This is a genomic window from Candidatus Poriferisodalis sp. (assembly GCF_965221945.1).
Lineage (GTDB): Bacteria > Actinomycetota > Acidimicrobiia > Acidimicrobiales > Poriferisodalaceae > Poriferisodalis.
Map to the genome: position 1 here is coordinate 2237711 of NZ_OZ244925.1, position 14436 is coordinate 2252146.

The 14436-nt window shown below is 66.6% G+C and carries 13 protein-coding genes; 10 read left to right on the forward strand and 3 right to left on the reverse strand.

Annotation, left to right across the window (positions count from 1 at the left end; genetic code table 11):
* Positions 1-32 precede the first annotated feature (32 nt).
* Entirely contained in the window at positions 33-1832 is a 1800-nt protein-coding gene (locus ACOQPH_RS10360; protein ID WP_420621317.1) for a PEP-utilizing enzyme, read from the reverse strand.
* 349 nt (positions 1833-2181) lie between these two features.
* On the opposite strand from ACOQPH_RS10360, the gene ACOQPH_RS10365 reads away from it, so the two are divergent.
* Positions 2182-3189 (forward strand): MBL fold metallo-hydrolase, encoded by a 1008-nt coding sequence (locus ACOQPH_RS10365; RefSeq protein ID WP_420621318.1) that lies wholly within the window; start codon positions 2182-2184, stop codon positions 3187-3189.
* Between the two features lie 4 nt (positions 3190-3193).
* A complete protein-coding gene (gene nucS, locus ACOQPH_RS10370; RefSeq protein ID WP_420621319.1) occupies positions 3194-3853 on the forward strand; it encodes an endonuclease NucS in 660 nt (219 codons plus the stop codon).
* 31 nt (positions 3854-3884) lie between these two features.
* Here the strand turns inward: nucS and ACOQPH_RS10375 are convergent, their stop codons facing one another.
* A complete protein-coding gene (locus tag ACOQPH_RS10375; RefSeq protein WP_420621320.1) occupies positions 3885-4766 on the reverse strand; it encodes a MaoC/PaaZ C-terminal domain-containing protein in 882 nt (293 codons plus the stop codon).
* Positions 4767-4862: 96 nt separating this feature from the next.
* Entirely contained in the window at positions 4863-5780 is a 918-nt protein-coding gene (locus ACOQPH_RS10380; RefSeq protein WP_420621321.1) for an SDR family oxidoreductase, read from the reverse strand.
* 209 nt (positions 5781-5989) lie between these two features.
* Here ACOQPH_RS10380 and ACOQPH_RS10385 point away from each other — a divergent pair, with 209 nt between their 5' ends.
* The 8 genes from ACOQPH_RS10385 (at position 5990) to ACOQPH_RS10420 (ending at position 14393) form a co-directional block, all read left to right on the forward strand.
* Positions 5990-8161 carry a VanW family protein gene (locus ACOQPH_RS10385; protein WP_420621322.1) on the forward strand — a complete coding sequence of 724 codons (2172 nt, stop codon included), beginning with the start codon at positions 5990-5992 and terminating at the stop codon, positions 8159-8161.
* 4 nt (positions 8162-8165) lie between these two features.
* Positions 8166-9446 (forward strand): geranylgeranyl reductase family protein, encoded by a 1281-nt coding sequence (locus tag ACOQPH_RS10390; protein ID WP_420621323.1) that lies wholly within the window; start codon positions 8166-8168, stop codon positions 9444-9446.
* A 4-nt stretch (positions 9447-9450) separates the two neighbouring features.
* Complete coding sequence (coaA, locus tag ACOQPH_RS10395; RefSeq protein WP_420621324.1) at positions 9451-10398, forward strand: type I pantothenate kinase; 948 nt, start codon at positions 9451-9453, stop codon at positions 10396-10398.
* Between the two features lie 46 nt (positions 10399-10444).
* Positions 10445-10903: an HIT family protein gene (locus tag ACOQPH_RS10400; protein WP_420621325.1), complete on the forward strand. Its 459-nt coding sequence runs from the start codon at positions 10445-10447 to the stop codon at positions 10901-10903.
* Between the two features lie 11 nt (positions 10904-10914).
* Positions 10915-11712: an enoyl-CoA hydratase/isomerase family protein gene (locus ACOQPH_RS10405; protein ID WP_420621326.1), complete on the forward strand. Its 798-nt coding sequence runs from the start codon at positions 10915-10917 to the stop codon at positions 11710-11712.
* 29 nt (positions 11713-11741) lie between these two features.
* The gene (locus ACOQPH_RS10410) at positions 11742-12980 is read left to right on the forward strand and encodes a CaiB/BaiF CoA transferase family protein (RefSeq protein WP_420621327.1); all 1239 of its coding nucleotides are present in this window, start codon (positions 11742-11744) and stop codon (positions 12978-12980) included.
* 78 nt (positions 12981-13058) lie between these two features.
* Positions 13059-14060: a type I methionyl aminopeptidase gene (map, locus tag ACOQPH_RS10415; RefSeq protein WP_420621328.1), complete on the forward strand. Its 1002-nt coding sequence runs from the start codon at positions 13059-13061 to the stop codon at positions 14058-14060.
* A gap of 21 nt (positions 14061-14081) precedes the next feature.
* Positions 14082-14393, forward strand: a complete 312-nt coding sequence (locus ACOQPH_RS10420) for a LysM peptidoglycan-binding domain-containing protein (protein WP_420621329.1) — start codon at positions 14082-14084, stop codon at positions 14391-14393.
* The last annotated feature ends 43 nt before the right edge of the window (positions 14394-14436 follow it).

Here is a 14436-nt window from a genome sequence, read left to right on the forward strand (position 1 = left end):
GCGTCACGCCTCGAGCACAGTGACGTTTGGCGTCACGCCTCCAGCACAGTGATCACGCCAGTGTCGCCGTTCACTTCGACGAGCGCGCCATCGGGGATGCGTCCCGTCGCTCCGGTCGCGGAGATGACGCACGGCAGACCCAGCTCGCGGCTCACGATGACCGAATGGCTGAGCGCCGCGCCGACGTCCACGACGACAGCGCTCGCGCTCACGAATAGCGGAGTCCACGACGGGTCGGTGAGCGGCGCCACGAGCACATCGCCGGATCCCAGCGCCGTCGGGTCGCTGCTGTCGAGCACCACGCGAGCCCGGCCCCGGGCGATGCCTGGGCAGCCGGGCAGCCCTGCCAGCACCTCCCCCGCTGTGAGCTGGGGCAATTCGTTCGCACCCCGGAGCGGCCACTGCGACATCGGCGGCGGGTCACCGACGATGACGAAGGGCTCCTGTCGTGCATTTGCGTCATCCCAGACCGCTTGGCGCTGGGCGATGACGTCGGACCAATCGGCCGGGTCGTCCATCATCTCGTGCATCTCGCTGAAGCGGAGCATGGCGAAGTCGGTTTCGGACGCAAAGAGCCCGCTCTCGACCAACCTCCGTCCCAGCACACGCGAACCAATGCGGGTCTCGTTGACGTAGCGCACGCAGTTGGTCTTGGTGCGCTCACGCCCGGGCAGGTACACCGCTGCAGCTCCCCGAGCCAGGTCGAACTGCATCTGCGTGTCCGGGTCACCGGCGAGTACCGCTGAGATCTCTGCGCCCAAGGCCTCGCGCTGTGCCGCAAGCTCGGCGCGACGCCGTCCCGGGTCTACGTCCGCTGGAGCGAGACGCATGCGATCGATCGCGGCGAGTGCGATGTCGGGATCGGTCTCCCACGACGGGCAGCTGATCTCCCACTCGTTGGGACCTCGCGAGCCGAAGTCGTACAGGAACTGTGCGAAGGCCTCGCTGAATGCTGCTGCGTCTCCGCCGGCATCTTCGGCCGCGGCCGCGCTGAGGCGCTCGGCTAATCCGGCTGGGCCGCTGTCGAACAACTCGCCGAGCGTGGTCGACGCTGCGACCTGCCGGCCGAGCTGCCACATCGCATCCGACGGCGCTGCTGAGGCCACGTCGCCGTACCCGGCCACCAGCTTGAGCGTGTCTTCGGGGCGACCCAGTGCAATGCACACCTGCTCGAGCGCGCCCAGCGGCACAGCTGCGAGGAACGACACCTTCAGGTGGCGCGCGAACAGCTCACGGAACCCGGCGCCGTCCACGTAGCCCGACTCGAGGAAGTGCATCATCCAGTCAGCGATCTGGTGGTTGCCCATCTGCGCGAAGTCAGGCCTTTGCGCGCGGATCTCGGCAATGTTTCGTTCGTCCTCGTGAACCTCCGGCAGCGCTGGTGCTGTGAACAGGAACAGGAACGTCTCGCCGATGCGCTGTTCGGCTTCAGGGCTGGCATCGTCGGGGTGCGACTCGTACGGCGGAATCCCAGGCTGTTCGCCGAAGAAGTTCCGGTCAACCGTCTCGACATCGATGCCGGGTGCTCGGGCACCGAAGATGCGCCCGACTGCAGCGTTCAGGTACGTGTAGCCGCCGAACACGCCGAGAAACACGCACTCGTCGGGATCGAACTCGTCGTAGGTGAACGCACCCATTTGCACGTAGGCATCCCGGAACGCCAGCTCGGACATGCGGATGCCCTCGTCGTTCTGGAAGGCGAAGTCGAATGTGCTCATCTTCACCGGGTCGGGAAAGACCTCACCGACGTTTGCGCGCGTCCAGATCGGGAACCGGTCTGACGGCTTGGTGCCGACGAAGTAAGCGCCGCTCGCATCTGTCTGCCCTGACATTTTGCCTCCCACGCGCGCCCCCGGTGGGCGCGCAACGCACCGCACAGCCTCGCGCGGCAACACCGCGGTACGTACCACGTCGATCTCAGCGACGCAGCGTGGCCGGAAACGAAGCGGGCCGGGCAGCCGCTTCCCCCTCATGGCGGCTGCCCGGCCAGGCCGTGATGTGATGCTAGGCCGAAAGGGACGACTTCGAACCATGTTCGCCGCGGCACGCTCGCAGCCAGGGGCGCGACGCCAGCAAGTCGACCGGCTGGCGCGCCTACCCTTGCCATTGGGGACCGGGACTTACCCCGCTCGCCCGAAACCCGCGCGGCACGTGGGCCAATCACCACAGGAGAAGTGGCCGATGCCGGTGACCATCGAGCACTACCGGGATCTCGGCGAATTCGACTACGGCGCCTGTGATCAGGTAACCCCGCTGATCCGCCGCGTCATCTGCAAGAACCCAACGCCGTTCACCTATCGCGGCACCGGCACGTACATCGTCGGCCGCGGCGAGGTGGCGGTCATCGACGCCGGTCCGCCGCTGGCAAGCCACCTCGACGACATCCTGGGGGCACTTGAGTCTGGCGAGACGGTGGGCGCTTCGCTGGTGACGCACACCCACAGCGATCACTCGCCCCTCACTCGCGATCTGGTCGCCAACACGGGAGCGCTGAGCTATGGCTACGGACCGCACGCGAGCGTGTGGAAGCTCGATCCCGACGACCGCGTCGACTTCTCCGACTACATCAGCGCCGAGGAACAGGAGAAGTACCAGGCCGAGTTCGACGAGCTGCCCGACGAACTCAAGCGGGAAGGTGCCGACACCGACTTCGTGCCCGATGTGGCCCTGGTCGATGGCGACATCGTTGCCGGCGACGGCTGGACGCTGCGCGCCGTGCACACGCCTGGACATTGCTCGAACCACCTGTGCTACGAGCTGCTGGAGGAAAACTCACTGTTCTCAGGCGACCACGTGATGGGTTGGGCGACGAGCGTGGTGGGGCCACCCGACGGATCGATGCAGGATTACCTGGACTCGCTGGCGAAGCTGCTCGAGTTCGACCATGAGCGGTACTGGCCTACCCACGGGCCGCCCATTCCTGAGCCGACGGCGTACGTGCGGTCGTTCATTGCTCACCGCAGCGACAGGGAACGCCAGATCATCGAATACCTGCGTCAGGGCCCGTGCCGCATCGCGGACTTCGTGCCGAAGATGTACGAGGCCTACGACAAGCGGCTGTGGTATCCCGCCGCAAGCTCGGTGTATGCGCACTTGCTCCATCTCACCGAGAGCGGCCGAGCCCGTGTGCTCGATGACGGCGGTGAGCCGAAGCTCACGTCGGTCTACGAGCTGACCGCAGCCGCCTAGTTCATTGCGGCTGGTCATCGCACGCTGCACGGTCGACTACACGGGCCGGCTCGACGCGCACCTGCCCTCCGCCGTGCGACTGATCATGGTGAAGGCCGACGGCTGCGTGGCAATTCATGCCGACGGGGGTGCCTACAAGCCGCTCAACTGGATGAACGCGCCCAACCGGCTCGTCTGCGAGCCCGATCTGTGGCGTGTCACGAACGACCGGGGCGAGCGCCTCGAAATCCACCTCGCCGAGGTGTTCAGCGACACCACACATGAATTGGGCATCGATCCTGGCCTCGAGCGGGACGGCGTCGAAGCCCACCTGCAGGAGCTGGTGGCCGCGCATCCCGAGACCCTGGCCGAAGGCACGATGCTGGTGCGCCGCGAATACCCGACCGACATCGGTCCGGTGGACCTGCTGTGTCGCGGTGCGGACGGCGGCACCGTGGCTGTCGAGATCAAGCGCCGGGGCGAGATTGACGGCGTGGAGCAACTGTGCCGGTATCTCGAGTACCTGAACCGGGATGCTCGCTTGGCGCCCGTGAACGGCGTCTTCGCCGCACAGGAGATCAAGCCTCAGGCCCGGGTGCTCGCGGCCGACCGGGGCATCCGCTGTGTCGTGCTCGACTATGACGAGCTTCGCGGCATCACCAGCGACGCTCTCAAGCTGTTCTAGTTGTGCCGCCCCAGGGGCGGTGACGCGTCTCTCAGACGTAGGTGCACAGACCGTTGTCGATGACGACCCGCTCGGAGTCCGTGCCGCGCCCCGAGATCGTGCGATAGATCGCGCGGCCCTCGCCGTCGTCCCACACCTGAATGGTCAACTCGTCACCCGGGAACACCGGCGCAGAGAACCGGGAATCCATTGAACGGAAGCGGGCCGGGTCACCGTCGCACAAGGTGTGCAACAGCGCTCGACCGGTGAAGCCGTAGGTACACAGTCCGTGCAGGATCGGCTTGGGAAAGCCCGCGAGCTCGGTGGCGAACCAGGGGTCGCTGTGCAGCGGGTTGTAGTCGCCGCTGAGTCGATAGGTGAGCGCCTGATCGGAGCGCGTCTGGTAGTCGATCGCAAAGTCGGCGTCGCGATCGGGTGCGCTGACCAGCGGCGCCGTGCTGCCCGGCTCGCCGCCGAAGCCGCCCGAGCCGCGGATCACGACAGAAGAGCGCAACTCGAAGATGACGTCGCCGGTGTCAGGGTTGACCGCACTGGCCTCGGTGTCGATGATCGCGTTGCGGCCCTCGCCCTTGTCCCACATCCCGGCGATGCGATCGGTGATCTCGACCGATCCCTCGGTCGGGATTGGCTGGTGCACGCTGATCCCCTGACTGCCGTGCAGCAACTTGCCCCAATCGAGGTCACCAGCGTTGGCCATGGCGCCGCCGGCGCCGAAGCCGATGACGACGCCCTGAGTCGGGAACGCCTTGTGAGTGATGTCCTTGGAGTTGTGGGTGGTGAATTCCAGCTCGGATCCGAAGGGATCCTGCGCGCCTGCACCGATGCCGACGGCGTAGATCAGCGAGTCGCGGAAGGTCCACGACCGCTTGGTCGGCGTACCGGTGGCGCCGACTGCATCCGGATTGAGTCCCATGTTCGATGTCCTTTCCGAGAAGTTCGATCTGAAGAGTCTGATTCGAAGAGTTTGGGATGAGTCTTGTGGCCAGCGGCAGCCGCGAAAGCCGGTGGCTCAGTCGGCCACGCCGCCGTCGGCAGGCTGCCCGCTCATCCCGCTGTTGAGGCGAGCATCGCGCACGAGCTGCCGGGCTGCGTCACCGATCTTGGTTGGGTCGTCGATGGCATCGATGGTCGGACCCCGCTCCCAGCCCTCGGCGACTGCCAGCAGCCGGCCGGAAGCCTCGAAGACTCGACCGGTGACACCGGCCGCTTCGGCTGAACACAGCCACGTCACGATCGGTGCGATGTAGCGCGGGTGCATCATCGCCTGGTCCTCCTCGGAGGCTTCGCCCATGTCCAAGTCTTCGGTCATGCGCGTGAGCGCACCCGGTGCCACAGCGTTGACCCGAACGCCGTAACGCGCCAATTCACGCGCAGCGATGATCGTGAACGCCGCGATGCCCATCTTGGCGGCGCCGTAGTTGGTCTGGCCCGGATTGCCGTAGAGGCCCGAGACCGATGTCGTATTCACGATCGACGCGTTGACCTGCTCGCCTGCCTTCGACTTCTCTCGCCAGTAGGAACTGGCCCAGCGTGCAGGTGCGAATGTGCCTTTGAGGTGAACCTTGATCACCGCATCCCACTCGGCCTCGGTCATGTTCACCAGCATGCGGTCACGCAAGATGCCGGCGTTGTTCACCACGCCGTGCAGGTCGCCGAATGTCTCGATGGCCTGGTTCACGAGCCGCTGAGAGCCTTCCCAGTCCGATACATCGTCGCCGTTGGCAACGGCCTCTCCGCCCATCGCCTCGATCTCGGCGACCACTTCATCGGCGGGGCTCATGTCGGCACCGGTGCCGTCTCGGGCACCGCCGAGGTCGTTGCAAACCACCCTTGCCCCATGCTCGGCAAGCATGAGGCAGTGCTCCCGCCCGATGCCCCGGGCACCCCCGGTCACGATGACGACCCGACCTTCGCACAGCTTGCTCATGACGTTGTGAGTTCCTTCCCTGAGTGTGGCTGCAGACGCAAACGGCACCGTTGCGCAGCCGTCCCTGCAGTGCCGAGGGCTCGGAGTATCGCACGCCCGCCGTGCATTCCGCAGAGTTGGAACGCTGCAGGCGGCGACTGTCGACTCGCCGCGGGCAGTGTTCGAGCTTGACGCTTGGCAGCGGCAGTTGACACGTACGCTCATCGGTCGTGCACTGGCCGACGTGGGCCCCCCGCTGGTCGATTATCACTGCGTCCGCAATCCTGGTTGCGTCGATCCTTGGAACGGCCGCGCTTGCCGTCAGTAACTCGGCGGATGCGCCCGATCCGACTGCCCCCGTCGCAACTGATGCATCTACCGCAACCGCCGCCGTGGTGGTGGCTCCGACGACGGCCGAAGGCACGCCATCGGACGTGAGCTCCGATGCGCTGCGACTTCGCATTGCCATGCTCGCAACCGAGTTGGCCGCCACACCGGTCGTGGTGCGCACCGACACCGGCGAGGTGGCCCTGACGGTGGCCGACCTCGGCATCACGCTGGAGATCGACGCCACCTACGACGCAGTCCGGGAACTGCGAACCGGTTCGGTTGACGTCGCTGGATCGGCAGAAGAGCCGTGGACCGCGATGTCCACTGACCCGCAGTTCAGCGAGCGCCGCTTCCGCGTCGACCGGTCAAAGTCACGATCCACGCTGGCCAACGCCACCGATCTTGGCGTGACCGCCACTCCCCCAGCTGTCACCGTCGTCAACAACACGCTGGCCGTCGACCTCGGCCAGCCCGGTCAGGTCGTGGATGCGGATGCAATCGTCGACCAGGTCCTCGAGGGCATAGCCCGCTCGTTCAGCCGGATCGAGATCGCTGCCGAGCTGACACAGAGCGAACCGCTCGCCTCTACACCTGAGCTGCAGCAGGCCGTCAACGCCGCCCATGAGAACTACGGACGCAGTCTCGTCGTGGCTTACGGCGAGGTGACCCACGAACTCACCAGAGAGACGGTCGCCGGCTGGCTCAATCTGGACCCGAACGCGGCGCCACCGGTGATCACCTTCGACGACACTGCGGTCGGGGCGTACCTCGAAGAGGCGTTCGCCGCAGCGTCGGCACCCTTCACTGCTGCCGCCATGACCGTCGTCGACGGCGTGCCGAGGGTGGTGGCGAGTGATGGCAGCGTCGCCTGCTGTGCCGACGAAGTGGGACCCCTGATCGAACAGGCGATCATCGGACGCATCGAGGGTCCGCTTGCACTGCCGACGCGCCCTGCGGTGAGCCGCGAGGAGCAGGCATACCTAGAATCCCTCGGCATCGTCGAGTTGGTCGCCACGTTCACCACGAGGCATGCCTGCTGCCAGTCACGTGTCGACAACATCCACCGCTTCGCCGAGTTGATGCGCGCCGTGGTGGTCGAACCCGGCCAGAGCCTGTCGCTCAACGGTCACGTCGGCAGACGAACCACCGAAAAGGGCTTCGTGGAGGGCGGCTTCATCGACAAGGGCGTTCTCGTCGACGACATCGGCGGCGGGGTGTCGCAGTTCGCCACCACGATCTTCAACTCCCTGATCCTGGCGGGCATGGGCATCGACGAGTACCAGACGCACTCGCTGTACCTCAGCCGCTACCCGTTCGGGTTGGACCCCACGATCTCGTACCCGAAGCCCGATCTGAAGTTCACCAATCCCACCCCGTACGGCGTGCTGGTGTGGCCGACCTACACCGACACTTCCATCACCGTCGAGCTCTATTCCACCCGCAACGTCCAGGTGAAGATCGGCGAGCCCGAAGAGGACATGCAGGACTTCTGCCGCCGGGTCCGCACGGATCGAACGCGAGTGTTCTCAGACGGCACCGTAGACAAGGACACCTTCAATGCTCGCTACCGGCCCGAGGAAGGCCGCGACTGCGACGGCACACGTTCGGTTCCGCGCCAGTGCGTGGACCCGTTGCTGGTGCCCCCCGAGTCCCCCGAAGGCGCAGAGACGCCGGACGGCGCTGAGGCGGCGCCCGGCGATAGCGAGCTCGAAATGGTCGATGACGGCAGCGAGCGTGCTGATGGATCCATCGTGGAGTGCCCGTCGGTCGAGTGCGAAGAACGGCCCGGAGAACGCGACTCAGAACTGCCGCGCTATCCCGACGATCCCTGCCTCGGCGTCGATCTGAGCACACTGGTCCCACCCGACGAGTCGGGCGACGTCGGCGAGGGCACCGACGGCGAGGACGACCAGACCCGGCCCGGCGACGGCACCGACGGCGAGGACGAGCCCGGCGAGGACCCGGTGGATACGAGCGAACCAGACAACCCAGACAACCCCGATGGCTCTGTCAACGAGCAGGCCAGCAACAACGGCGGGAACACAGAAACCGGCGAGCTCGAGGAGTCCTGAATCGATGTCGGTCGTAGATGTCTTGGTCGTGGGCGCCGGCCCGGCTGGCGCATCCGCTGCCGTGTGGGCCCGGCGCGCAGGCCTCGAGGTGGTGCTCGTCGACCGCGCAGCGCCAGGACGTGACAAGTGCTGCGGGGACGGCCTCACCGCGCTCGCACTGCGTGAACTCGAATGTCTCGGCCTGCGGCCTGAACGGCTGGACTCGTGGATGGGTGTAGATGCCGCTTGCGTGCGTACGCCTCGCGGGCGTGTCATTCGCCTGCCGTTGCCTGCCGGGCGCGGACAGTTCGCCGCCGTGTGCCGCCGCACCGAACTCGATGCCGCGCTCGTCGACCTCGCTGCAGCAGCAGGAGCCGATGTCCGCCTCGGCATCGCATTCGATGGCTTCGAGGACTCCGGCGAGCGAGCGAACACGGCCTCGATCCGGCTCAGCGACGGCAGTCGCACACAGGCCCGGTTCGTCGTAGCCGCGGATGGCGTCTATTCGAGTGTTCGCAAAGCGCTCGGCATCGGCCCGCTCCGCTACCGGGGCGACTGGCATGCGTTCCGGGGCTACCTGACCGCAAGCGGCGATGCGGCTCGCGACATGTGGGTGTGGTTCGAGCCCGACCTGCTGCCGGGTTACGCCTGGTCGTTCCCACTCGGCGACGGGCGTGTCAATGTCGGCTTCGGTGTGCCGCGCAGCTCCGGCAGCCCGAACTCTTCCAACGGCACGGGCACACTCGCCGGCAGTGAGATCGCAGCTATCTGGGCGAGCCTCACCGAGCGTCGTCACATTGCGGGCGTGCTCGGGAACCACGAGGCCGACGGGCCGACAAGAGCGTGGCCGATTCCTGCGCGACTGGGAGATCTGGAGCTGGCGCGAGGGCGCACGTTGCTGTGCGGCGATGCTGGCGCGGCCGCCGACCCGCTGACAGGTGAAGGCATTGGCCAAGCCATTCAGATGGGACGGATGGCGGCGGCGGCGATCGCTCGCGGCGGACCCCCACACAGCGTGACCGCTCGCTATGTGCGCGACGCGCAGGCCGAGTTCACGCTGGACCACGGGTTGGCGCGCACCCTCAGCCGCGTGCTGGCCCACGAACGGCTGGCCGAGCTGGCATTGGGTGCGGTCGATCTGTCGGGCTGGACTCGCCGGCAGTTTGCACGCTGGATGTTCGAGGACTACCCGCGCGCGGCCGTCGCGACGCCTCGGCGCTGGCACCGGGGCATCGCCAAACCGCAAGGCGCATACGGTCCCAGATCCCAACCGGTTGCGGCCGATGCCATAAGTTCGCCAAGCTAGGCGGGTGACGGACGGCGCAACGCTCGAGCCGGGCTTCGATGATCGGCATTGCAGGTTCACCCGCGAGCAGTGGGCGAAGCTGCGAGATGCCACGCCGTTGTCGCTGACGGAGGCTGAACTCGAGGCACTGGCCGGACTGGTCGAGCCGGTGACGCTCGACATGGTGCGGGACATCTACCTGCCGCTGTCACGCCTGCTGAATCTGCGGGTCGCTGCCAAGCGCCATCTGCGCGCCACCACTGAGGGCTTCTTCGGAAGGGTGTTGCCGCCGAGGCCCTACCTCATCGGCATCGGCGGCAGCGTGTCTGCGGGCAAGAGCACCACTGCACGCATCCTGCAAGCCGTCCTGGCCTCGTGGCCGGACCATCCCGAAGTGGATCTGGTCACGACGGACGGGTTCCTGTTGCCCAATGCCGAACTGACCGCGCGCGGCATTCTTGGGCGCAAGGGCTTCCCGGAGTCATACCGCCGTGGCGAGATACGGGACTTCCTCCAGCGGATCTCCAGCGGAGAACCCGATGTTGCCGCGCCCGTGTACTCGCACAGCCTGTACGACGTCACCAATGAGGTCCAGCTCATCAACCAGCCAGACATCCTCATCGTCGAGGGTCTGAACGTTCTCCAGACCGGTCCGCCGTCGAACACGCCGTTCGTCTCGGACTTCTTCGACTTCACCATCTACGTCGACGCCGAGGCCGAAGACCTTGAGGAGTGGTACGTCGAGCGCTTTCAGCAGCTGCGCAAGACGGTTTTCCGTGAGCAGTCTGCGTACTTCGCGCAGTTTGCCGAGCTGCCGCCGTCAGCTGCTGACGCCGTCGCTCGCACGATCTGGCGTTCGATCAACCTCGTGAACCTGCGCGAGAACATTCTTCCGACGCGCGCTCGGGCCGACCTGGTGCTGGCGAAGGGCCACGACCACGTCGTCGACCACGTCGAACTCCGGTACCACTAGACGGCTGCGATCCGGTCCCTCGGTGAGCTCTACTACCCCTGATCAAATGGCTGCGGACCGGATGCCGGGCTGCGCCTTCTGTTCGATTGCGGCTGGCGATATCCCGGCGTTGCGCTTCTACGAGGACGAGCACGCCGTGGCGTTCATGGACCGCCTGCCGATGACCGTCGGTCACTGCCTCGTCATTCCCCGCCGGCACGTCACCGACGTCTGGGATCTCACTGATGACGATGCCGCGCAGGTAATGCGCGCGGTGCGGCGGGTGGCGGACCTGGTACGCGAGCGGCTGGCGCCCGCGGGCGTGAACCTGCTCAACAACAACGGTGCCGCAGCAGACCAGACGCAGTTTCACTTCCACGTGCACGTGATTCCCCGATACGGGCGGGACCGGCTGCTGCACCCGTGGGAGCGGATCTTCGCACCGGCGGGCGAAATCGAATCGGCCTACCGAGTGCTCAGCGCCCCGGACCCGCAGGCCCGGGCGACTGCTGGCGAAGGCAACTAGCGTCAGCCTCCATGAACGACCGCTACACCCCCTTCTCCGCGCTCCAGATCACGGGCCCTGACGACGACGGCGTGCTCGAGATCGTGATCGACACGCCGGGTCGTCTGAACTCGGTCGACGCGCCGAAGCACTTGGCGCTAGCCGATGTGTGGCGGGAGATCGACACCGATCCCGACACCAGGGTGGCGGTGATCCGGGGAGCGGGCGGCACATTCTCCGCCGGCGGCGACCTGGACATGATCCAGGAGATCATGGACGACTTCGAGACGCGGCAGCGGGCACTTCGCGAGGCGCGAGACATCGTCTACAACATGATCAACTGCTCCAAGATCATCGTGTCGGCGATCGAGGGCGTGGCGGTCGGAGCCGGCCTCGCGGCGGCACTCATGGCCGACATCTCCATTGCCGGTCGCAGCGCGCGGATCGTGGACGGGCACACCAGGCTCGGCGTGGCCGCGGGCGACCACGCGGCGATCGTGTGGCCGATTCTGTGCGGAATGGCCAAGTCGAAGTACTACCTGCTGACCTGCGACACCATCACCGGCGAAGAGGCCGATGCCATGGGCCTCGTCAGCAAGGTTGTAGATGACGATGCGGTGCTCGACGAGGCCTTCGCGGTCGCTCGCAAGCTGGCCAAGGGCAGCCAGAGCGCCATTCGTTGGACCAAGTACAGCCTCAACAACTGGATGCGGATGGCGGGGCCGATCTTCGACACGTCTGCAGCCCTGGAGATGCTGGGCTTCACGGGGTCCGACGTTCGGGAGGGACACGCCGCAATCGTCGAGAAGCGCCGCCCGAACTTCGCCTGATCGCAGCGCGGCACCGCAGGGACGACGACATGGCACTGCTGGACCCACCCGACAACGAGCACCTGACCGCGCACGAGCGGGCTGCCCCGATGGCTGCTCGCAACTCCGGACCGCTCCAAGGCGTGCGCATCATCGACTGCACTCACGCCCTCGCCGGGCCCTGGTCGACGATGATGCTGGCTGACTTGGGCGCCGATGTCATCAAGGTGGAGCCGCCGCGGGGTGAACTTGCCCGCAAGATGGCGCCCTTCACCCGTGAGGACACCGAGCGGAACTTCGGCGCCGGGTTCGCCAACTACAACCGCAACAAGCGCGGCGTCGTGCTCGATCTCACCGACGACAGCGACCATGAGAAGTTCCTGCAACTCGTCGACACTGCCGACGCGCTCGTGGAGAACATGCGGGCCGGGGTGATGGATGCACTCGGCGTGGGTTGGGAAGTGCTCCATGAGCGCAACCCGCGACTCGTGTACGGCGCGATTCGCGGCTTCGGCGACCCGCGATCGGGTGAGAGCCCCTACGTGGACTGGCCGGCGTACGACGTTGTGGCCCAAGCCATGTCGGGCATGGTCTCAGCCACTGGCAGCGGCCCCGATGACCGCCACGTGGTCGGTGCCTACATCGGCGACACATACCCGGGCACAATCGGCGCCATGGGAGTGCTGGCGGCGCTCTTCCATGCACAGCGGACCGGTGAGGGCCAGTTCGTGGATGTGTCGATGGTCGATGCGGTGATGGCCCTCTGCGAAGTCGGCGTCACCCGCTACAGCGTGATGGGCCAGCCCGACACGCCGCCCAGCGGGAACCGCAATCAGTACATCGTGCCGTTCGATGTCTTCGAGACGACTGATGGCGCAGTTGCCATCGGCGCGCCCACCGACAACCACTGGCGCGAACTGGCGGTCGCCATCGGGCGGCCCGAGTGGGCCTGGGCAGAAGAGACCCGCACGCTGCGCGCGAGGTTCCACCATCGAGAGGAAATCATCAGCGCGCTGACGGAGTGGGCCGCGTCGCACACCAAGGCTGAAGTGCTCGCTGCGATCGGCGGCAAAGTGCCCTGCGGGCCGGTGAATCACCCCGGCGACCTGTTCGAGGACCCCCATGTGGCCGCTCGCGACATGCTGGTGGCGGTCGACCAGCCGGTCGGGCGGCCGATCGTGCAGATCGCCCCGCCGATTCGCATGAGTGCCACGCCGCCTGGCATCTACCGCCGCGCACCAAAGCTCGGCGAACACAACGACGAGGTGCTCGGCGAGATCGTCGAATAGCAAGGCGACAAGTTCGGCGAGCGCAGCGTCGCTGGCGCGCTCGCGAAGTACCACCGGCTCAGGGGTAGCGTGACCACAATGGGCAGGCGCAAGCGTCGGGTGCCAGCGGCGCGCATGAGACCCTCAGGATTCGAGCCGGTGTTCGCCGGCCGTGTCTCGCCGCGCAGAGCGGTGCCTGCACATATCGAAGCGCCGCCCTATGCGCGAAGTGGCAGGTCCCCAACGGCCACGAACGCCATCGAGTCCTCGGACAGCGCCACGATCGAGGCAATGCGATCGGCGGGCTCGGCTGCGCGACGTGTGCTGGCGGCCGTGGCAGCCGAGGTTGCACCAGGCGTCACCGGTGAACATCTCGACGAGGTGTGCCACGAGACCTGCATCGCCGAGGGCGGTTACCCGAGCCCGCTCAACTACAACGGTTTCCCGAAGTCGCTGTGCACCTCGGTCAACGAGATCATCTGCCACGGAATCCCCGACGATCGACCTCTGCGCGACGGCGACATCGTGAACTGCGACGTCACGATCTTCATCGGGGGCGTCCACGGAGATCACTCCGAGACGTTCTTGGTGGGCGATGTCGGCACTGAGTCTCGACGGCTTGTGGAGGTGACTCGCGAAGCCATGTATCACGGCATCGCCGCCGTAGGGCCCGGAGCCCAGGTGTGCGACATCGGCCGTGCCATTGCGACCCATGCCGAAGCTGCGGGGTACGGCGTGGTGCGCGAGTTCGTCGGGCACGGAATCGGGCAGATCTTCCACCGGCTGCCCAACATCCCCCACTACTACGACCCGGGCGCACGCACCGAGCTGGTTGAAGGCTTGACTTTCACCGTGGAGCCGATGATCACGATGGGCACGCCACGCGCCCAGCTGTGGCCAGACGGCTGGACCGCCATGACCGCGGACCGCAGTCGAACGGCCCAGTTCGAGCACACGGTGGTGGTGACTGCCGGCGGCGCAGAGTTGCTGACCGTGGCCGACGACGAGCCACAGCCATTCGTGGCCGGAGACCTCGCCGCCCGGCTTGAACCGGACAACTGGCCCCGGCAGCTGGGTACTTCGGCCGTACGGGCCGGCTGAGCGATGGGGGGGTTGCGTGCCGTGACGGCAGCTGCGTGCGCGGCGGCGGTGCTCGCTGCCGGTTGCACCTCCGAGCCCGATGCTGAGCCGATCCCGACGACGCTCCCCGTGCTCACGACACTGCGTCCGCAGCTCACGACGACGACAATCGCACCGCCGCCTCCGCAACGCCGGATCTACGTGGTCCAACCGGGAGACACGCTCAGCAAGATCGCCAACGGCTTCGGTGTGTCGGTGCAGGCGCTGATGGAAGAGAACGGCAAGGAAGACACATTGCTGCGGATCGGCGAGCAGCTCGTCATCCCGCCGACAGTGGTCGGTGCCGGCAACTGACCGTGAGGGGGGCGAGTGGTGTTCTCACAGCAGGGCGACGAAG